Origin of the sequence: Streptomyces sp. NBC_00597 (genome assembly GCF_041431095.1) — a bacterium.
Taxonomy (GTDB): Bacteria; Actinomycetota; Actinomycetes; order Streptomycetales; family Streptomycetaceae; genus Streptomyces.
Window position 1 is genome coordinate 4,882,855 of record NZ_CP107757.1, and the last position, 19,174, is coordinate 4,902,028.

Consider the following 19,174-nt stretch of genomic DNA (forward strand, 5'->3'; position numbering starts at 1 on the left):
CCGGAGGGCAAGCACACGTCAAGCCGGGTGCCCGTTCCGTGACCACACGCGTACACACGTGGATGTCCGGACGGCGATCTGTTGGGAGGCTGTAGCGTTCATCGGAGCACACGGAAAAAGGACCTACCGCGAAGCGGCGGCCGAGAGAGACGACGGCGAGGACTGATGGCACCCGAACCCGAGGGAAACGGCGCCGGGATGGCCGACGGTCCTGAGCATTGGGGGGCCGGCGGCTTGGTCGGCGACGGCCGCTACCGGCTCACCCACCGCCTGGGCCGCGGCGGCATGGCGGAGGTGTTCGCCGCGGAGGACGTCCGGCTCGGCCGCACCGTCGCCGTGAAGCTGCTGCGCGCCGACCTCGCGGAGGACCCGGTCTCCAAGGCCCGCTTCACGCGTGAGGCGCAGTCGGTCGCCGGGCTCAACCACCACGCCGTCGTCGCCGTGTACGACTCCGGCGAGGACAAGGTCGGCCCCAACACGGTCCCGTACATCGTCATGGAGCTGGTCGAGGGCCGCACCATCCGCGACCTGCTGATCAGCGCCGAGGCCCCGGGCCCCGAGCAGGCGCTCATCATCGTCTCGGGCGTGCTGGAAGCCCTCGCGTACTCGCACCAGCACGGCATCGTGCACCGCGACATCAAGCCCGCCAACGTGATCATCACGGACGCCGGCGCGGTCAAGGTGATGGACTTCGGCATCGCGCGCGCCCTGCACGGCGCCCAGTCGACGATGACCCAGACCGGCATGGTCATGGGAACCCCGCAGTACCTGTCGCCCGAGCAGGCGCTCGGCAAGGCGGTCGACCACCGCTCCGACCTGTACGCGACCGGCTGCCTGCTGTACGAACTGCTCGCGCTGCGGCCCCCGTTCACGGGTGAGACCCCGCTCTCGGTGGTCTACCAGCACGTGCAGGACGCGCCGGTGCCGCCCTCGCAGCTGCCGGAGGGCCACCACATCCCGCAGGAGCTCGACGGTCTGGTCATGCGCTCCCTCGCCAAGGACCCGGACGACCGGTTCCAGAGCGCCGAGGAGATGCGCGGGCTGGTCCAGTACGCGCTCCAGATGCTGCACGACCAGGGGCCGAACACGGGTACCTGGAACACCGGCCCGGTCACCATGTCCCTGCCGCACGGGCGCGGCGGGGCGGCGCAGACCACGGCGATGCCGATGGGGCCGGCCGGCGGGCAGCAGAACTACCCGGCGCACGCCTCGACCTCGCAGTTCCAGCAGCCCATGGTGCCGCCGCTGAACCCCGACGACGGCTCGGCCTTCCCCGGCGGGGGCGGGTACGACAACCACGGCCACGGCGGTGGACCGGGCGGCCGCGACGGCTACGACGACCGCGGCGGCAGCCGTTGGAAGCTGTGGCTGTTCGCGGTGCTGGCCATCGTCGCGATCGCGGGCGGCGTGGCGTACGCCGTCAACTCCGGGTCGCACAAGACGACGGACGACAACACGCCGAAGACCGTGCAGAGTTCTTCGGGCGGCCAGCCGAGCGTCCCGTCCGAGCAGCAGAGCACGCCGTCGCGCGAGACGCCGTCGACGCACGCGTCGGACGACTACACGCCGACGCCGGGCCGCAGCAAGTTCACGCCGAGCAGCAGCCCTTCGCCGTCGACGTCCTTCTCGCCGTCGCCGTCCGCGTCGAAGAGCTCGCCGTCGCCGTCCGCCTCGAAGAGCTCGCCGTCGCCCTCGAAGTCGACCGGCACGGGCGGGGGCGGGGCCAGTCCCGACCCGCTGGGCGACGGGAACTAGCGAATGCACAGGGGCCCGGCGGAATTCGATTCCGCCGGGCCCTTGCGCATGGAGCCGGGATCTCTGTGCGTATGGGTGAATGCGCAGCTCAGATGGTGTGCTGGTACTCCCGCTCCGGATTCCCGGCCAGGGAGTGGACGGTGACGAACTGGGGCTCGATTCGCATGTAGACGGGGTCGAACACCGCGCCGTCCGCGAAATGCGGGACCGGACCGAACAGTTCCAGTTCGCTGGTGGTGGGCTCGACGATCTGGGCCGTTCCGGTGAACTGCACGGACCACAGCAGCGGGTCCCGGGAATTGTAGTTGTCGGCCCCGTAGGCCACCACGCTGCCGTTGCACGCCTGGTGATAGCCGAAACCCGCGTGCATTCTCAGGACGACCTTGCCGTCCACCACGACGTGGCGGGCGAGCGCGAGGAAGGGCAGCGCGCGCATGCTGGTGGCCACCCGGCCGTACGGCACCCGGCGTAGCAGTTCGATGGCGTGGAGTTCCTCCGCAGACATGTGTCCACTCTCCGGTACGGACACTCGACCGAAAAGAGGAGGCGGCCCCGACGATCGGGGACGTTGGTCCCGAATGAAACGCCGCCGTCGGCGGAACGGCCTGGTCAGGCCCCGCCCGGCAGGCCCCCGCTGCGGCTCAGACGCGCCTTTCGGCTTGGAGCCGGGCCACGTACGCGGCGGCCTGGGAGCGGCGCTCCATGCCCAGCTTGGACAGCAGGCTGGAGACGTAGTTCTTGATGGTCTTCTCGGCGAGGTGCAGCCGCTCGCCGATGACGCGGTTCGTCAGGCCCTCGCCGATCAGGTCGAGGATCTTCCGCTCCTGCTCGGTGAGGTTGGACAGGCGGTCGTCGCCCTTGCCGTTCTTGCCGTCGCGCAGCCGCTCCAGCACCCGGGCGGTGGCGACCGGGTCCAGCAGCGACCTGCCGGCCGCGACGTCCCGTACGGCGCTCAGCAGCTCGTTCCCGCGGATCGCCTTGAGCACGTAGCCCGAGGCCCCGGCCATGATCGCGTCGAACAGTGCCTCGTCGTCGGCGAACGAGGTCAGCATCAGGCACTTGATGTCCTCGTGCTGCGAGCGGACCTCGCGGCAGACCTCCACCCCGCTGCCGTCCGGCAGGCGCACGTCGAGCACGGCCACGTCGGGCCGGGTGGCGGGGATGCGCACCAGGGCGTCCGCGGCGGTGCCCGCCTCGCCGACGATCTCGATGTCCTCTTCGACCGAAAGGAGCTCATGGACGCCGCGTCGTACCACTTCGTGGTCGTCCAGGAGGAATACCTTGATTTTTCCGTCTTCGCGCACGAACTCAGTTTCACACACTCACCCCTTCCCTGAGGTCGTTACCCGGGATAACGTGCCGTTGTTCCGGCCCCCTGCAAGGCTGTGACCAGTGGTTGTTCCCCGCGCTGCGGATTTACTTGGAAATCCAAGCAAAAACGCAGGTCAAGTGGGGTTTCGCAGTTATGCGGCGCACTGGGTAACGTGCATTGCGCAGGGCACTTGCCGGGGCACCTGTCACGCTCGAATCCGCACACGACGCGCACCCACCCCGTGCGCTGGTACGGATTCGGGTGAGCCGCACTGGACCCCGGAGAACCCGGGAGCCGGACCGACGGAGGAGCAACACGTGACCGTGGAGAGCACTGCCGCGCGCAAGCCGCGACGCAGCAGCGGCACCAAGCGGGCGGCAGGCGCGGCGAGCGCCGCCAAGGCCCCCGCTGCCAAGGCTGTCGCCACCGCGCAGAACGCCGAGCCCCAGCTCGTACAGCTGCTGACGCCCGAGGGTGAACGGGTCAGCGCCGCAGACAATCCCGATGCTGCGGAGTTCCTGTCCTTCGTCGAGGACATCACCACCGAGGACCTGCGCGGGCTGTACCGCGACATGGTCCTGACCCGCCGTTTCGACGGCGAGGCGACGGCCCTGCAGCGTCAGGGCGAGCTCGGCCTGTGGGCCTCGCTGCTCGGGCAGGAGGCCGCCCAGATCGGCTCCGGTCGCGCGCTGCGCGACGACGACTACGTGTTCCCGACCTACCGCGAGCACGGGGTGGCCTGGTGCCGCGGCGTCGACCCGACGAACCTGCTCGGCATGTTCCGCGGCGTGAACCACGGCGGCTGGGACCCGAGCACCAACAACTTCCACCTTTACACGATCGTCATCGGCTCGCAGACGCTGCACGCGACCGGTTACGCGATGGGCGTGGCCAAGGACGGCGCGGACTCCGCGGTCATCGCCTACTTCGGCGACGGCGCGTCCAGCCAGGGCGACGTCGCCGAGGCCTTCACCTTCTCGGCCGTCTACAACTCCCCCGTGGTGTTCTTCTGCCAGAACAACCAGTGGGCGATCTCCGAGCCGACCGAACGCCAGATGCGCGTGCCGCTCTACCAGCGCGCCCAGGGCTTCGGCTTCCCCGGCATCCGCGTGGACGGCAACGACGTCCTGGCCTGCCTGGCGGTCACCCGCTGGGCGCTGGAGCGGGCGCGCCGCGGCGAGGGCCCGACCCTGGTCGAGGCGTTCACGTACCGGATGGCCGCGCACACCACCTCCGACGACCCGACGAAGTACCGGCGGGACGAGGAGACGGCGGCCTGGGAGGCGAAGGACCCGATCCTGCGCCTGAAGACGTACCTGCTGGCCAGCGGCGGCGCCGACGAGGCCTTCTTCGAGGCCCTGGAGGCCGAGAGCGAGGCGCTCGGCAAGCGGGTGCGCGAGGTCGTGCGCGCCATGCCCGACCCCGACACGATGGCGATCTTCGAGAACGTCTACGCGGACGGGCACGCGCTCGTCGACGAGGAGCGCGCCCAGTTCGCCGCCTACCTCGCGTCCTTCGAGGAGGGTCACTGATGGCTGTCGAGAAGATGTCGATCGCGAAGGCGCTCAACGAGTCCCTGCGCAAGGCCCTGGAGACGGACCCGAAGGTCCTGATCATGGGCGAGGACGTCGGCAAGCTGGGCGGTGTCTTCCGCATCACCGACGGGCTCCAGAAGGACTTCGGCGAGGAGCGGGTCATCGACACCCCGCTCGCCGAGTCCGGCATCGTCGGCACGGCGATCGGCCTGGCGCTGCGCGGCTACCGCCCCGTGGTGGAGATCCAGTTCGACGGGTTCGTCTTCCCCGCGTACGACCAGATCGTCACGCAGCTCGCGAAGATGCACGCGCGGTCGCTGGGCAAGGTCAAGATGCCGGTCGTCGTGCGCATCCCCTACGCGGGCGGCATCGGCGCGGTGGAGCACCACTCGGAGTCCCCCGAGGCGCTGTTCGCGCACGTCCCGGGCCTGAAGGTGGTTTCCCCGTCGAACCCGAGCGACGCGTACTGGATGCTCCAGCAGGCGATCCTCAGCGACGACCCGGTGATCTTCTTCGAGCCGAAGCGGCGCTACTGGGACAAGGGCGAGGTCGACATCGACGCGATCCCGGACTCCCTGCACGCGGCGCGGGTCGCCCGCGAGGGCGCGGACATCACCCTGGCGGCCTACGGCCCGATGGTGAAGGTCTGCCTGGAGGCGGCGGCCGCGGCGGCCGAGGAGGGCAAGTCGGTGGAGGTCGTGGACCTCCGCTCGATGTCCCCCATCGACTTCGACGGGCTGCAGGCTTCCGTGGAGAAGACCCGCCGGCTCGTGGTCGTCCACGAGGCCCCGGTGTTCCTGGGTACGGGCGCGGAGATCGCCGCCCGCATCACGGAGCGGTGCTTCTACCACCTGGAGGCGCCGGTGCTGCGCGTGGGCGGTTTCCACGCCCCGTACCCGCCGGCCCGCCTGGAGGACGAGTACCTGCCGGGCCTGGACAGGGTGCTCGACGCCGTCGACCGCTCGCTGGCGTACTGAGGAGCCACGTTCATGACCATCCGCGAATTCAAGATGCCCGACGTGGGCGAGGGCCTCACCGAGGCCGAGATCCTCAAGTGGTACGTCCAGCCCGGTGACACGGTCACCGACGGGCAGGTCGTGTGCGAGGTCGAGACGGCGAAGGCGGCCGTCGAGCTGCCGATCCCGTTCGACGGCGTCGTGCACGCGCTCCTCTTCGAGGAGGGCACCACGGTCGATGTCGGCCAGGTGATCATCTCCGTGCAGACGGGTCCGGCGGAGGCCGAGGACCCGGCCGCCGCCGCCGTCGCCGCTCCGGCGGCCGCCCCGGCTGCGGCCGAGGCGCCCGTGGAGGAGCCCGTCGTCGCCCGTCAGCCCGTTCTGGTGGGCTACGGGGTCTCCCAGGCCTCCACCAAGCGCCGCCCCCGCAAGGCCGTGCCCGGCACGGGCGCCGCCAGCAACGGCACCGCCGCGGCGGTCGCCCCGGCCGCGCTGCCCGCCGTACCGGCCCAGCCGGAGCCGGTCGCGGCCCCCGGGGTGAACGGCAACGGCCACGTCGTCGGGGAGCGCCCGCTGGCGAAGCCGCCGGTGCGCAAGCTCGCCAAGGACCTCGGGATCGACCTGGCCTCCGTGGTGCCCACCGGCGAGGGCGGGGTCGTGACCCGCGAGGACGTGCACGCCGCAGCCGCGGCCGCGCTCACTCCGCAGGCCGTGGCCGCGCCGGCTCCGGCCGCTGCGGTCCAGGCCGTGGCCCAGGCTCCGGCGGCGGTGTCCGCGGCGGGCGAGGCGTCCGCGCGGGAGACCCGCATCCCGGTCAAGGGCGTCCGCAAGGTCACCGCCCAGGCCATGGTCAACTCCGCGTTCACCGCGCCGCACGTCACCGAGTTCATCACCTTCGACGTGACCCGCACGATGAAGCTGGTCCAGGAGCTCAAGGCCGATCCCGACCTGGCCGGGCTGCGGATCAACCCGCTGCTGCTCATCGCCAAGGCGGTGCTGGTGGCCATCCGCCGCAACCCGGACGTCAACGCGTCCTGGGACGAGGCGGCCCAGGAGATCGTGCTCAAGCACTACGTGAACCTGGGCATCGCGGCGGCCACCCCGCGCGGCCTGATCGTTCCGAACATCAAGGACGCGCACGCCAAGACGCTGCCCGAGCTGTCGACGGCCCTGTCCGAGCTGGTCGCCACGGCCCGCGACGGCAAGACCTCCCCGGCCGACATGCAGAACGGCACCATCACGATCACCAACGTCGGCGTCTTCGGCGTCGACACCGGTACGCCCATCCTGAACCCCGGTGAGTCCGCGATCCTCGCGGTCGGCGCGATCAAGCTCCAGCCGTGGGTCCACAAGGGCAAGGTGAAGCCGCGCCACGTCACCACGCTGGCGCTGTCGTTCGACCACCGGCTCATCGACGGCGAGCTCGGTTCCCGCTTCCTGGCGGACATCGCGGCCGTCCTGGAGCACCCCCGCCGCCTCGTCACCTGGTCGTAGCCACACACCCGGTCGTAGCGCGCATCCGAAGGCCCCCTCGCCACCGCACCGCGAGGGGGCCTTCGGCCTGCGGTCCCCACAGCGCGGCGGAAAAGCCTTGGTCAGGGCATCCGTCCGGTGTGATCATCGACCGTGATCTACCGCGCTGCGCTCGCAGACCCCGCCGGCCTCGACCGCGCCGTCGCCTTCCAGGCCGACGGTCCCGTCAAGGCCCTGTCCGCCGACACCATCCGTGAGGAGCTCGCCGAGAACCGGTTCCGTCCCGAGTGGATCTGGTTCGCCGAGGACGAGGACGGCGAGGTCCTGGCCCGCGCCCTGTGGTGGGGCCGCGCCGACAGCGAGCGGCCCGTCGCCCTCGACTGCCTCCAGGTACGGGAGTCCGTCGCCGACCCGGCCGCGCTCGCCGCCGGACTCCTCGCCGCCGGACACGCGGCCTTCGGCAACCTCCCGCTCTACAACATCTCGCTGCCCGGCGACTGGCGCACCCGCCCCGGCCTGGCCGAGGCCGTCGCCTGGCGGCAGGAAGCCGCGAGCAAGGCGGGTCTGACCCGGGAGATCGAGCGGCTGCGCTACGAGTGGACCCCCGCCGCCGGGACCGTCGAACCCACCGGGAGCCTGGTGTTCCGCGAGGGCACCGACGAGGAGTTCCTCGACGCGTTCGCCCGCCTGTCGGCCGGCAGCCTGGACGTGCACACCCAGACCGAGCTCCGCTCGATGGACGCCGAGCAGCTGGCCCGCGAGGACATCGAGTTCTACCTCGACTGCCCGGGCGAGCGCTCCTGGTGGCGACTGGCCGAGCTGCCGGACGGCACCCTGGCCGGCCTGGCCGTTCCCTCGGCGACCCCGTACCACCGCAACGTCGGCTACCTGGGCGTCGTACCGGAGCAGCGCGGCCGGGGCCTGATCGACGAGGTCCTGGCGGAGATCACCCGCTTCCACGCGGCCGCGGGCGCCGAGCGCATCACGGCGACCACGGACACCGTCAACGTGCCCATGGCCGCGGCGTTCGATCGCGCCGGGTACGAGGTCACGGAGATCCGCCTGGTCCTGGAGCCCCAGGAGGCGTAGTACCGGCGCTCCGGCACCGGCAGGGGGTAGCCTCCCGCCCGGGGAAGGGGGGCGGGGTGGCCATCGCCGAATTGCAGGTGTACTCCGTCGAGGAGGCCGACGTCACGGGCGGCGTGTGCGTGGTCCGCTGCCTCGGCGGGGTCGCGCGCGCCGGACAGGTCTACGCGGTCGGGGAACTGCGGCTCGGGCTGCGGCGGATCGAGCGGTACGGGCGCGACGTGGCCTTCTTCGACGCGGGGCACATGGCGAAGGTCCACCTCACGGGCGCCCTGGTGGCGCTGCTCGCCCGGGGGCAGGTGCTGACCGCGGTCCCGCCCGGCGGTCACGCGCTGGAGGACATCGAGGCCTGGCTGGCGACCGGTCCGCCGCTGCTGGACGAGCCGCGGCCGCGGACGCTGCGCGCGCTGGCCGTGGGTGGGATGCAGGAGGTCCGGCTGCCGGGGGAGGTCCGGTTGCGCTGGGGGCGGGTGGCGGTGGCGGCGACGTACCGCTGTGCGGAGGCGGAGGGTGCGGCCGAGCTGGTGCGGGGGATCGAGCTGGCCTCCGTACGGGGTTATCTGATCCGGGAGTTCGGGCCCGGCCGAGGCGGCGATCCGGGCCTCCTGTGCCGGGAGCTGCTCGCGCTGGTCGACCTCACCCCGGCGCAGGCGGCGGCGCGGGCCGGCCGCTGGCGGGACCTGCCCCGGGCGGAGATCGTGCACCTGCGCCGGATCAAGAGCCTGCTCCGCTGGACGGACGCGGCGCGGCCCCACCTCCCGGAGGACGACCCCCTTGCCGCGTCCCTCGATGCCTGGTCACAGGTCCGCCCCCGGCTTCCGTAGGGCCTTTTCCGGCCGTTGTGGCTCGGATACGCTGCCATGTCATGCACACAGCCGGGGACCCCGTAGAGCAGCCGCGGACGGACCGGACGGCGGTCGCCGAGTTCGTCTACGACCCGGCCCCGTCCGACTACCGGAGGGCCGTCCGCCGCTTCACGTTCGGGACCTGGCCGGGACGCCGCGGCATGATGGTGGGGCCGGTCGTGGGACTCGGCCTCGCGGTGGCCATCTCCCAGCTCAAGGGCTTCTCGCCGACCGAGTCGGCCTTCGTGATCGGCGCGGTCACGCTCTCCCTCTTCTTCATCCTCCCGCGGCACCTGGCCCGCCTCGCCCGGCAGCAGTACGAGGACATGGAGGCCTACGGGACCTGCCGGACCGAGGTCACCGAGGACGGGATGACCACCGCGGGCGGACCGGTCGCCGAGGGCGCCCCCCTCAGCAGCACCATCGACTGGCAGGCCTTCCCCTGGTACGTCGAGACGGACGACCTCTTCGTCCTCACGACCAGCCGCACCCGCATCTACTTCGCCCTGCCCAAGCGGGGCGCCCAGGACCCGGCCGACGTCGACCGGGTCCGGGCCGTGCTCGACCGGCATCTGCGCCGGCTCTGAACGCCCCGGGGGCGGACCCGTCAGCCGGTCGCCTTCGCGGCGTTGCCGAGCACCTTGGACGGGGTGATGCGGACGACGACGCGGACGTCCTCGGCCGGGGCCTCGGCGTACTCCTTGCCGGCGCCCGGGCCCATGTACTCCTCGGCGATGCGGACGGCGACCGCGCGGCCCGCGTCCTCGGTGAGGGTGGCCGTACCGCGGATCTCGACGTAGACGAACGGGTTGGCGGTGTCGAAGACGGTCAGCCCGACGCGCGCGTCCCTGGCGATGTTCCGCTCCTTGCGGCGGCCCTGCTCGGTGGAGACCAGCACGTCGCTGCCGTCCCGGGTCACCCAGACCACCGAACTCTGCGGACTGCCGTCGGGGTTGAGGGTGGAGAGCACCGCCGGATGCGGGGAGTCGAGCAGCTTGCGAACCGTCTCGTTCAGCACAATGGTCATGCGGGCGAGGCTAGTTGGCGGTCTCCGGACCCGTCCAAGGATTCCCGACTACTGGGGCAAGTCGGCTGCCGCCACTACTTCCAGGGGATGTTGAGCCAGGGACTGGCGGGCTCGCCCGTCAGCGTCAGGTGGGTGGCGAGGGAGCTGTCGTACCACTCGCCGAACTCCTCCTCGTCGAAGTGCAGGCACCGGCCGAGCAGGTACCCGGCGGAGAACTCCGCCCAGGAGCGGTACGTCTCGCCGGCCACCTCGCCGGCCCGGAGCACGGCGCGCTCCGCCTCCTCCAGGGTGCCGTAGCGGGCGCCGAGTCCCCAGCGGGCCATCTGGGAGGCCCGGCCGATGTCCCAGCCCTCGACGGAGCGCACGTACCCCTCCTCGGGGAGCAGCCCGTCGGCCCGGAAACGCTGCTCGTACCGGGCGATGCGGCCGATGAGGCGCTGCACCCCGGCGATCTCGCCCTCGACCTCGGCGGTGGGGCGCGGCTGTGCGACCGTGACCCCGTCGGGGGTGAGCTGCGGCTCGGCGGCCCGTTCGGCGCTGCGGCGCAGACTGGCCTCGGCGGCGTGCCGCCAGTGTTCGACGTCGACCGGCCCGGCGAAGTCGGAGGCGAGGATCCGGCGGACGCGCAGGACGAACTCCCAGACGGGGCTGACGATCTCGGCGTTCAACATGCGGTGCAGGACGTCGAGCCACTCCTCGCGGGTGGTGATGCCCCACCACCCGCGCAGGCGTTCGCGCTCGCGGACGTAGCCGCTGCCGTGGTAGGCCAGCGCGTTCCAGAACTCCCCGTTGGCCACGGCGAGATGGGCGCCGACGGCGAGTCCGCGGGCGACCGGCCCGTGCAAGGGCCCGCCGACGTGCAGGGCGTGCACCTCGCCGACGGCCAGGCCCCAGCCGGTCGCGGCGTCCGAGTGGGCCCGCCAGCGCGCCAGATCGGCGGGGCCCGTGGTCAGGTAGGCCTCGGCGGGGCTGCCGGGGTTCACCGCCAGGTACGCCGGGTCGTGGCGTTCCCAGACGCCCGCGAACCAGGACAGGCGCTGGCGCACGAACACGGTCTCGGGAGTGGGGACGGGCAGCATCCCGGCGGTGTACACGGGCAGGCTGTGGCCGACCGGGTGGAACCGGGCGTGCGTGGGCTCGGCGTCGACCTGTGCGCGGACCTGCGGGAGGAACAGCTCGGAGCGGGCGAGCACATCGAGGAACCGGTCCCACGCGCCGGCGCTCTTGGCCTCGTACAGCTCTCGTTCTATGGCGCTCGGTGCGGTCCAGGTCCCCATACGGGCACACCCTAGCCGGGCCCGTCCCCGAGCTGCGAAGTGGTGGCCGGGCCACCGCCGGGGGGCCGCGCGGTGGTGGGCGGGGCACCTTCGCCCGGGAACCACCGGGGCGTGGTGCGCACGGGGAGGGTGGTCCGGTCCGTCTCCAGCGGGGCTCCAGGAGTCTGCGAGCCGCTGCTGCCCTGGCCAAGGGCCTGTCGGGGACTCCGTCAAATGATCATCCGGGTCCCCGTGGTCCGTCCGGGGCTGATGACCCCCTGCGCACGCCGGGCCGAATGTGTGTGACCGCTCCACCTGGTTCTCCCGCCGTGCCCGGCCGCAGGGTTGAGGAGCTGGAGAGAACACCGGGGGAAGGGATGGATCCATCATGAGCGCACCGAGTCTCGAACGTTTGGAGACCCTGAGCAGCCGGTTCGTACCGGACCTGGTCGTGGACGAGCTCTGCACCGAGCTGTTCGCCTCGCTGCCGCGCAGCGACCAGCGACGCAAGGGGGAGGTGTACCTGCGCGGCCTGCTCAAGGCCGAGGGGCGCAAGTCGATACGCAACATCGCGGCGCACGTCGGCGACCGGGCGGCCGAGCAGAGCCTGCACCACTTCGTGGTGTCGTCGACCTGGGACTGGGGTCCGGTGCGCGCCGCCCTCGCCCGGTACCTGGAACGTGCGCTGCGCCCCCGCGCCTGGGTCGTGCAGCCGGTGGTGATCTCCAAGGCCGGCACGGAGTCCGTCGGGGTCGCCCGCCGCTTCGTGCCCGAGCGGGGCCAGATGGTCAACAGCCAGGTGGCGTTCGGCGTGTGGTCCGTCGGCGAGGACCAGAGCTGCCCGGTGAACTGGCGGCTCGCACTCACCCAGAAGTGGCGCGACAGCGTCGGCCCCCTCTCCCCGAACGTCCACGAGTCGGAACTGGCCACCACCCCCCTCGAATGCGCCGCCGGAGCCGTCGAGGAGCTGCGCGACTGGGTCGGGCAGAGCCGTCGCCCGGTGGTGTTCGACCTGCCCGACGTCGATCCGGCCGCGGTGGCGCGCCGGTTCGGCCCGGTCGGGATGCACTTCGTGGCGTCGGCCCGCGGCTCGCTGCGGGTCCGCTGCGTGGATCCGGTCCTGCCGAGCAGCGGCAACCGCGAGCTCGCCGCCCATCAGCTGCTGCTGATGGCCCGAACCCTGCGCCGCCCGGTGACCTGGGTGGACCCGGTGACCCTCCAGCAGCGCACCACGCTGGTCGTCGGCGTACGGGTGGAGCTGCCGCAGGCACCCCGTCCGCTGCTGCTCTTCGGCGAGTGGAACGACCCGCGGGGCTGGCCCGAGCAGTGCTGGATCAGCGATATGACGCAGGCGCCGCCCGGCGGGCTGCTGCGGCTCGCGAAGCGGGCGCAGAACGTCGAGGCGGACTTCGCGAACGTCTCGCAGAAGGTGGGGCTCACCGATTTCGGCGGCCGTTCCTTCGGCGGCTGGCACCGGCACACCACCTTGGCCTCCGCCGCGCACGCGGTCCGCATGCTCACCGAGCGCTCCGTCGACCGCTAGCCGATGATCTGCCGCGGCTGGCCGGTGCGGGGGGCCTTCTTGTTCAGGGCCTGGCGGGTCCGCTGGAGCTGGAGGGCCAGTTGTACCTGGAGGGCCTGGGTCGGCTTCTGCCAGTCCTCGCCGAGGATCTCGGTGATGCGCTCCAGCCGGCGCGAGACCGTGTTGGGGTGGACGTGCAGGGACTCGGCCGCCCGGGAGGGGCTGTTGGCCGAGGCGAAGTACGCCTCCATGGTGCGGATCAGTTCGGTGTACTGCTGGTCGTCGTAGTCCAGGACGGGACCGATGGTCTCGTTGATGAACCCCGCGATGTTCGGCTTCTCCGAGAGGAGGACGCCGAGGAAGCCCAGTTCCTCGGGGGAGGCGGTGCTGCCGGCGCCGGTGAGCGCCGCGACCGCGTCCAGGACCCGGCGGGCCTCCTGGTACATGTGGACGATGCCGGCCGGATCGTCCACGGGACCGGCGGAGCCGGCCGTGACGGGCTTGCCGAGCACCTCGGAGAGTTCCCTGGACGCCGTACGGGCGATGGCCCCGGCCTCGGTGCCGGGCAGCAGCAGCACCACGACGTCGCCGTCCACGCTCTTGAGGCCGTGGTGGCGGTTGGCGTACGAGGCGGCCCAGGCGACCACGCGGCCCTGGACCCCGCCTTCGGGCCGGGCGATCACGATGACGTGGGGCTCGTCGAGGTTCAGCGCGAGGCGGCGGCTCTGCTCCGCGATCTGTACCGGGGACAACGAAGTGCCGCGCAGCAGGTCGTGGAAGAACTCGTCCCGCATGTGGCCCTCGGCGGCGGCCATGCCCTGCTCCATCAGCAGCACCACGGCGGTGACCTGGGCGGTGAGCGCGAGGAGCTGGACCTGGCGGTCGGTGACGGGCTCCGCGCAGGACAGGATCAGCGTGCCCAGCATCTCGTCGCCGGCGGCGACCGAGGCGATCCACACCCCGTCGCCCGTGCTGCGCGGCTGCCGGTCGGTGTGCGCGTCCAGCAGGACGGTGCGGACCTCCGCCTCGTTCAGTACGGGGGGTTCGCCGCCGGGGCAGGCGAGGTTGCGGCCGGCCGCGTCCCGTACGAGGAGGGTGCCGTCGAGGCCCTTGACCGCCTCGGCGGCCAGGCGGCCGAGACCGCCGCCCTGGAGCACCAGGTCGAGCAGCCGGCCGTGGGTCTCGCGGAGCAGGCGGGCGGTGGTGGAGGAATCCAGGGCGCGGGAGGTGTCCTGCTCCAGCTCCACCACCTCGTACCGGGTCTGCTCCAGCAGCCGGGCCTTTTCGATCGCAACGGTCGCGAGGTCGGCGAGCGAACTCATCAGCGACACTTCGTCCGGTGTGAAGTGCCGGATGTTGCGGTCCGCCACGTACAGGGCCCCCAGGGCGGTGCCGGCGTGCCGCAGCGGGACGGCCATGACAGCGTGCAGGCCCTCGGCCTGCACCACCTCGTCGATGACGGGGCTGTGCTGGAAGGTTTTGTCGTTCATGTAATCGGCCGACCAGAACGGGGCGGAGCCGTCCGCGGCGCGCTTGCCGACGCCCCCGCCGGTCAGCGGGATGGCGAACCCGATGGTCAGCGCGGAGGCGTGGCCGTCGGCCGAACGGACCCGGGAGCACTGCTCTTCGAGGTCGTCGAAGCTCACCCAGGCCATGTCGAGCCCGAGGAGCAGCCGGGCCCGGCGGGTGATCACCTTCAGGAGTTCGTCGAGGTCGTACGGCAGGGTCAGGTCGCGTGCGGTGTCCACGAGTGCGGCGAGGCCGGCCTCGCGCTGCTGGCGGCGAACGAAGAGCGCCCGGATGCCGAGACTCTGGTCCCTGGCCCTGGTCAGCTGGGCGAGGGCGTCCCCGGACAGGCCGGACTCACGCGCTTTGCGGACCACGTCGTCGAAGGCAGCCGCAGGCGCCTCTCTGTTCAGCAGTTCCAGCATTTCGTAAGCGTGGTCAACCACGACTTCTCCCCCGACCCCCATAAAAGCCGTTCACGTTTGCACCAACCGAGGTGCAAGCAATCCCGGACCTGCCTGAAAGTATCTCTTGGGGCAAGAACCGGTCAAGAATCACTTGAGATTCGATCCAGGTCAGGGACGCGGAGGGTGATCGGATCACCACGGTCCATGAGCGACGCTGTCATCTGACCACCTTCTGGTCGAGGCTCACTCAAGGGCAGGCTGATCACCGAGCGTTCCGGTGCCGACACCACCATCGCCGCCGTCGACGCCACCACCGCAGCCTGACGTTTCCTTGGGGGGATTCGCATGTCACAGCTGTCACAGCTGTCCCAGCTTCAGAGTTACGAGCGGTCGCTGCTCCGCAGCCGCCTGTCCCTGACCCGGCAGGACCGGCCGCGCGTGTTCACGCTCGGCGACCGCGAGTGGGACCTGTTCGACGAGGTCTTCGCCCCCGTCTACTCCCCCTCCACGGGCGTGGCCCTCGAACTGCTCGGCCTCAACGAGGTGGCGCCGAGCCCGCGTTCTGGTTCGTTCCTGGAGATCGGCTGCGGCACCGGCGTGATAGCCGTGACGGCAGCCCTGTTCGGATACGAGCGGGTCGTGGCGGCCGACATCAGCCCCTCCGCCGTGGAGAACGCCGCCGTCAACGCGGACCGGCACGGGGTCGGGGACCGCCTCCAGGCCCTGCACAGCGACCTGTTCTCCGGATTGCGCGAGGACGAGCGGTTCGACGTGGTCTTCTGGAGCTCCAACTATGTGATGGGGCCCGAGAGCTACGAGTACAAGTCGGTGCACGAGCGGGCGTACGTGGACACCGGCTACCAGGCACACCGCCGCTACCTGGAGCAGGCCGTGCACTGGACCGCACCGGGCGGCCGCGTCCTGCTCCACTTCAGCGACCGGGGGGACCTCGCGGCGCTGCACGAGCTGGCGGACGTCAGCGGGCGCGAGCTGTCGACGGTGGCGAGCTGCCGCGTCCGCGAGGGGGAGTACGGAGAGGACATGGTCGAGCACATGCTGCTCGAAATCAAGCCAATCCAGGCCTGATTTAGCCGGGGGGATATTTCATCGTGCGTACGCTTCTTGTAGACAATTACGACTCGTTTACTTATAACCTCTTCCACTATCTGGCCCAGGTCAATGGACGAGAGCCGGAAGTCGTTCGAAATGACGACCCGCACTGGAAGATCGCACAACTCGACGCCTTCGACAACGTCGTCATCTCACCGGGTCCCGGTACTCCGCGCCGGGAAGCCGACTTCGGCATCTGCGCCGAGGTCATCGAGCACTCGCAGCTGCCGCTGCTCGGCATCTGCCTGGGCCACCAGGGGATCGGCCACGTCCACGGCGCCACGGTCGACCGGGCGCCGGAGCCCCGGCACGGCCGCACCTCGCCCGTCCTGCACGACGGCACCGGGCTGTTCGCCGGGCTGCCCTCGCCGCTGGAGGTGGTCCGGTACCACTCGCTCGCCGTGACGGACCTGCCGGACGAGCTCGCAGCCACCGCGTGGACGCCGGACGGCATCCTGATGGGGTTGCGGCACCGGTCGCGGCCGATGTGGGGGGTGCAGTTCCACCCCGAGTCGATTTGCAGTCGGTATGGGATCGAGCTGCTTGCAAATTTCGCCGGGCTGACCCGTGCGCACCAGGCGGAACGCACGGACCGGGCGCCGCGGAGCCCTCGCCGGGCCCCCGCCCCCGCTGCCGCGCCGGCCGGAGCGCCCGCCCCCGCTGCCGGTCCGGCTCCCGCAGCCGCCGGGGCCCCGGTCCGCAGGCTGCGGCCGGCCGTGAGCAGGCTGGCCACCCGCTGGTGCCCCGAGACGGTCTACGACCAGCTCTTCCGGGGCAACGACCACGCCTACTGGCTGGACAGCAGCCTGCCCGGCGGCGAACGCGGCCGGTTCTCGGTCATGGGCGACGCCACCGGCCCGCTCGCCCGCGTCGCGACCGCCGACGTGTGGAGCGGGTGCGTCACCGTCGAGTCGGCGGGCGGGGAGAGCGAGCTGGTCGCCGCTCCCTTCCTGGAGTGGCTCGACCGCGACCTGCGCTCCCTGCACACCGAACTCCCCGAGCTGCCCTTCGACTTCACGCTCGGCTGGGTCGGCTACCTCGGCTACGAGCTGAAGGCCGAATGCGGCGGCGACCTCGTGCACCGCTCGCCCGTCGACGACGCCACCATGGTCTTCGCCGACCGCGCCCTGGTCTTCGACCACGCCGAGAACACCACGTACCTGCTCGCGCTGGTGGAGGGGACCGGGGAGGAGTCCGCCGCCGCGGCCGACGCCTGGCTCATCGGCACGGGGGAACGGCTCGCCGCGCTCGCCGGCCTGAGCCTGCCGGATCCCCGGCCGACCGCCCCGAGCGGGGAGATCAGCCTGCGCCACGACCGCGGCGCCTACCTGGACCTCATCGACACCTGCTTGGAGGAGATCGCCGCGGGCGAGACGTACGAGGTCTGCCTGACCAACATGGCCGAGGCCGAGGCCAGCCTCGACCCCTGGGCCTCCTACCGCACCCTGCGCCGCACCAGCCCGGCGCCGTTCGCCGCGCTGCTCCAGTTCGGCGAGCTGTCCGTGCTCAGCACCTCGCCCGAGCGGTTCCTGCGGGTCTCGCGCGACGGGCTCGTCGAGTCGTCCCCCATCAAGGGCACCCGGCCGCGCGGCGCCACCGCGCGGGAGGAGGCGGAGCTGATCGCGGACCTGCTGACCGACGAGAAGGACCGCTCCGAGAACCTGATGATCGTCGACCTGGTCCGCAACGACCTCGGCCGGTGCGCGGTACCCGGCTCGGTCGAGGCCGAGGACCTGTTCCGGGTCGAGACGTACGCCACCGTCCACCAACTGGTGAGCACCGTACGGGCGCGCCTGCGACCGGAGCTGTCGGCAGTGGACTGCGTACGCGCCGCCTTCCCCGGCGGTTCCATGACCGGTGCCCCCAAGCTCCGCACGATGCAGATCATCGACCGGCTGGAAGCCGGCCCGCGCGGGGTGTACTCGGGCGCCATCGGCTACTTCTCGCTGTCCGGCGCCGCGGACCTGAGCATCGTGATCCGCACCGCCACGGTCACGGCCGACCGGGTCCGGTACGGGGTCGGCGGGGCCGTGGTGGCCCTGTCCGACCCGGCGGCCGAGTACGAGGAGACGGCCGTCAAGGCAGCTCCGCTGCTGGCGCTGACGAACACCCGGTTCCCGGAGAGGCAGCGAGACCGGATCCCGTCCTGATCTCCCAGCTGTGCTGGAGGCGGGCGAGTCCCGCCGTCTCCAGCACGGCCGCGACCTCCCGGGCGGGGACGCCGAGCCGGTCCAGGGCCCGCAGGGCGCAGGTCGCCTCCGCGTCGGCGTTGAGGAGGGTGTCGCCGGTCAGCTCCGGCTTCTGCGCGGCGGCCTCCAGGGTGTCCACGGACAGGGCGAGCGCGGTGTTCCAGCCCACCAGGGCGCCCACCCCGCCGTCCGCGCCGGTGCCCCACAGCAGTCGCGGCTGCGGGGCACCGTTGGCCCGCAGCACCCGCCACCAGTCCCCGGACAGCCGTTCCTCGCGCAGCCGGTACATCCTGCGGGCCACGGCCAGACCGGCGGCGCCGCGCACCTCGTGGCCGGGGTCGACGCCCAGCCCGTCCAGCCGGGCGTCGACCTCCGCGTCGAACAGGCCCACCGGGAACGAGGCCACCATGGGGGCGTCGCCGAGCGGCCGGCCGCAGGACAGGGACCGCTCCAGCCCGGCGACGTAGGCGTCGAGCACCTCGGCGTACCGCTCGTCCGAGAAGACCATCGCGGCGTGCACCCCGATCCCGTCGGCGAGGCAGTCGGTCAGCGCCTCCAGGCCCGCCGGGGTCATGGGGATGCGGACGAGCGCGTTGCGGCGGGCCACCGACCGGTGCAGAGCGCGGGCGGCGGCGCCCAGGGCCTTCGCGTCATGGGCCCAGCGCGGTGACACCGGTACGGAGACCTGCCCGACCATGCCCTTGCTCACCTCGAACACGGGCAGCAGGAGGTCGCAGGCCCGGCGGAGCTGGGCCAGGCTACTACCCGCCGGTGCCAGCGCGTTGTGGAAGTGGGTGCCCAGGGTCGGATACCTGACTCCGGCGTCGAACTCTCTCGGATCCTGCGCGCTCAGCCACGGCGAGACCCCCTCGGACACCAGTTGTTTCAGCAGCGCTCCCGCTCCTTGACTCACCACGGGACCGACCTTAGAACGTCATGACCTTGCGCCTGAATGAAGCCGTTGATGGTGTGTCAAGTACGGCGGTGACGGCGCTCCCTTCCCCCCTCGCGGTGTGCGGACCCTAAAGGGCCGGCGGACGCCCGGACGTACCGGTCCCGATAATGCGTCAGGTTTATTTCTAAATCCTCCAAGGGACCTGACCGAATACGCGCCCACCTGACGGAGTGGCGAATCTATGGTGGTTCACTCGAATGGCTGTTTCACACACTTCTGGCTGCATCTGATGTCACGGCA

The 19,174-nt window shown here is 71.5% G+C and carries 16 protein-coding genes; 10 read left to right on the top strand and 6 right to left on the bottom strand.

Features of this window, described 5'->3' with window-relative positions; translation table 11 throughout:
* Positions 1–165 precede the first annotated feature (165 nt).
* On the top strand, positions 166–1,755 hold the full coding sequence (locus OG974_RS22065) for a protein kinase (RefSeq protein ID WP_327284375.1): 1,590 nt from the start codon (positions 166–168) through the stop codon (positions 1,753–1,755).
* Positions 1,756–1,843: 88 nt separating this feature from the next.
* Here the strand turns inward: OG974_RS22065 and OG974_RS22070 are convergent, their stop codons facing one another.
* Together OG974_RS22070 and OG974_RS22075 are read right to left on the bottom strand one after the other, a co-directional pair.
* Complete coding sequence (locus OG974_RS22070) at positions 1,844–2,260, bottom strand: pyridoxamine 5'-phosphate oxidase family protein (RefSeq protein WP_371644181.1); 417 nt, start codon at positions 2,258–2,260, stop codon at positions 1,844–1,846.
* Positions 2,261–2,396: 136 nt separating this feature from the next.
* Positions 2,397–3,059: a response regulator transcription factor gene (locus OG974_RS22075; RefSeq protein ID WP_327284377.1), complete on the bottom strand. Its 663-nt coding sequence runs from the start codon at positions 3,057–3,059 to the stop codon at positions 2,397–2,399.
* Positions 3,060–3,384: 325 nt separating this feature from the next.
* Here OG974_RS22075 and pdhA point away from each other — a divergent pair, with 325 nt between their 5' ends.
* From pdhA to OG974_RS22105, 6 genes are all read left to right on the top strand, one after another.
* On the top strand, positions 3,385–4,599 hold the full coding sequence (gene pdhA, locus OG974_RS22080) for a pyruvate dehydrogenase (acetyl-transferring) E1 component subunit alpha (protein ID WP_327284378.1): 1,215 nt from the start codon (positions 3,385–3,387) through the stop codon (positions 4,597–4,599).
* A complete protein-coding gene (locus OG974_RS22085) occupies positions 4,599–5,579 on the top strand; it encodes an alpha-ketoacid dehydrogenase subunit beta (RefSeq protein ID WP_328763232.1) in 981 nt (326 codons plus the stop codon). Before pdhA ends, OG974_RS22085 begins: the two co-directional genes overlap by 1 nt.
* A gap of 12 nt (positions 5,580–5,591) precedes the next feature.
* Positions 5,592–7,052, top strand: a complete 1,461-nt coding sequence (locus OG974_RS22090) for a dihydrolipoamide acetyltransferase family protein (protein WP_328763233.1) — start codon at positions 5,592–5,594, stop codon at positions 7,050–7,052.
* 132 nt (positions 7,053–7,184) lie between these two features.
* Complete coding sequence (locus tag OG974_RS22095) at positions 7,185–8,120, top strand: GNAT family N-acetyltransferase (protein WP_327284381.1); 936 nt, start codon at positions 7,185–7,187, stop codon at positions 8,118–8,120.
* A 56-nt stretch (positions 8,121–8,176) separates the two neighbouring features.
* A complete protein-coding gene (locus OG974_RS22100; protein ID WP_328763234.1) occupies positions 8,177–8,941 on the top strand; it encodes a hypothetical protein in 765 nt (254 codons plus the stop codon).
* A gap of 41 nt (positions 8,942–8,982) precedes the next feature.
* On the top strand, positions 8,983–9,549 hold the full coding sequence (locus tag OG974_RS22105; protein WP_371644184.1) for a YcxB family protein: 567 nt from the start codon (positions 8,983–8,985) through the stop codon (positions 9,547–9,549).
* Positions 9,550–9,569: 20 nt separating this feature from the next.
* Here the strand turns inward: OG974_RS22105 and OG974_RS22110 are convergent, their stop codons facing one another.
* Both OG974_RS22110 and OG974_RS22115 read right to left on the bottom strand, forming a co-directional pair.
* The gene (locus tag OG974_RS22110; protein ID WP_327284384.1) at positions 9,570–9,989 is read right to left on the bottom strand and encodes a PPOX class F420-dependent oxidoreductase; all 420 of its coding nucleotides are present in this window, start codon (positions 9,987–9,989) and stop codon (positions 9,570–9,572) included.
* Positions 9,990–10,063: 74 nt separating this feature from the next.
* On the bottom strand, positions 10,064–11,266 hold the full coding sequence (locus OG974_RS22115) for a DUF1266 domain-containing protein (protein WP_328763237.1): 1,203 nt from the start codon (positions 11,264–11,266) through the stop codon (positions 10,064–10,066).
* A 367-nt stretch (positions 11,267–11,633) separates the two neighbouring features.
* On the opposite strand from OG974_RS22115, the gene OG974_RS22120 reads away from it, so the two are divergent.
* Positions 11,634–12,788 (top strand): transposase, encoded by a 1,155-nt coding sequence (locus OG974_RS22120; RefSeq protein ID WP_327284386.1) that lies wholly within the window; start codon positions 11,634–11,636, stop codon positions 12,786–12,788.
* On the opposite strand, the gene OG974_RS22125 is transcribed toward OG974_RS22120, so the two are convergent.
* The gene (locus tag OG974_RS22125) at positions 12,785–14,719 is read right to left on the bottom strand and encodes a helix-turn-helix domain-containing protein (RefSeq protein ID WP_327284387.1); all 1,935 of its coding nucleotides are present in this window, start codon (positions 14,717–14,719) and stop codon (positions 12,785–12,787) included. The two genes, OG974_RS22120 and OG974_RS22125, sit on opposite strands and share 4 nt — an antisense overlap.
* Positions 14,720–15,025: 306 nt before the next feature.
* On the opposite strand from OG974_RS22125, the gene OG974_RS22130 reads away from it, so the two are divergent.
* A complete protein-coding gene (locus tag OG974_RS22130; RefSeq protein WP_327284388.1) occupies positions 15,026–15,766 on the top strand; it encodes a class I SAM-dependent methyltransferase in 741 nt (246 codons plus the stop codon).
* Positions 15,767–15,789: 23 nt separating this feature from the next.
* Positions 15,790–17,940, top strand: coding sequence for an aminodeoxychorismate synthase component I (gene pabB / locus OG974_RS22135; RefSeq protein ID WP_371644187.1), 2,151 nt, complete (start codon positions 15,790–15,792; stop codon positions 17,938–17,940).
* On the opposite strand, the gene OG974_RS22140 is transcribed toward pabB, so the two are convergent.
* Positions 17,867–18,895 (bottom strand): transaldolase family protein, encoded by a 1,029-nt coding sequence (locus OG974_RS22140; protein WP_327284390.1) that lies wholly within the window; start codon positions 18,893–18,895, stop codon positions 17,867–17,869. The genes pabB and OG974_RS22140 overlap by 74 nt on opposite strands.
* Between the last annotated feature and the right edge of the window lie 279 nt (positions 18,896–19,174).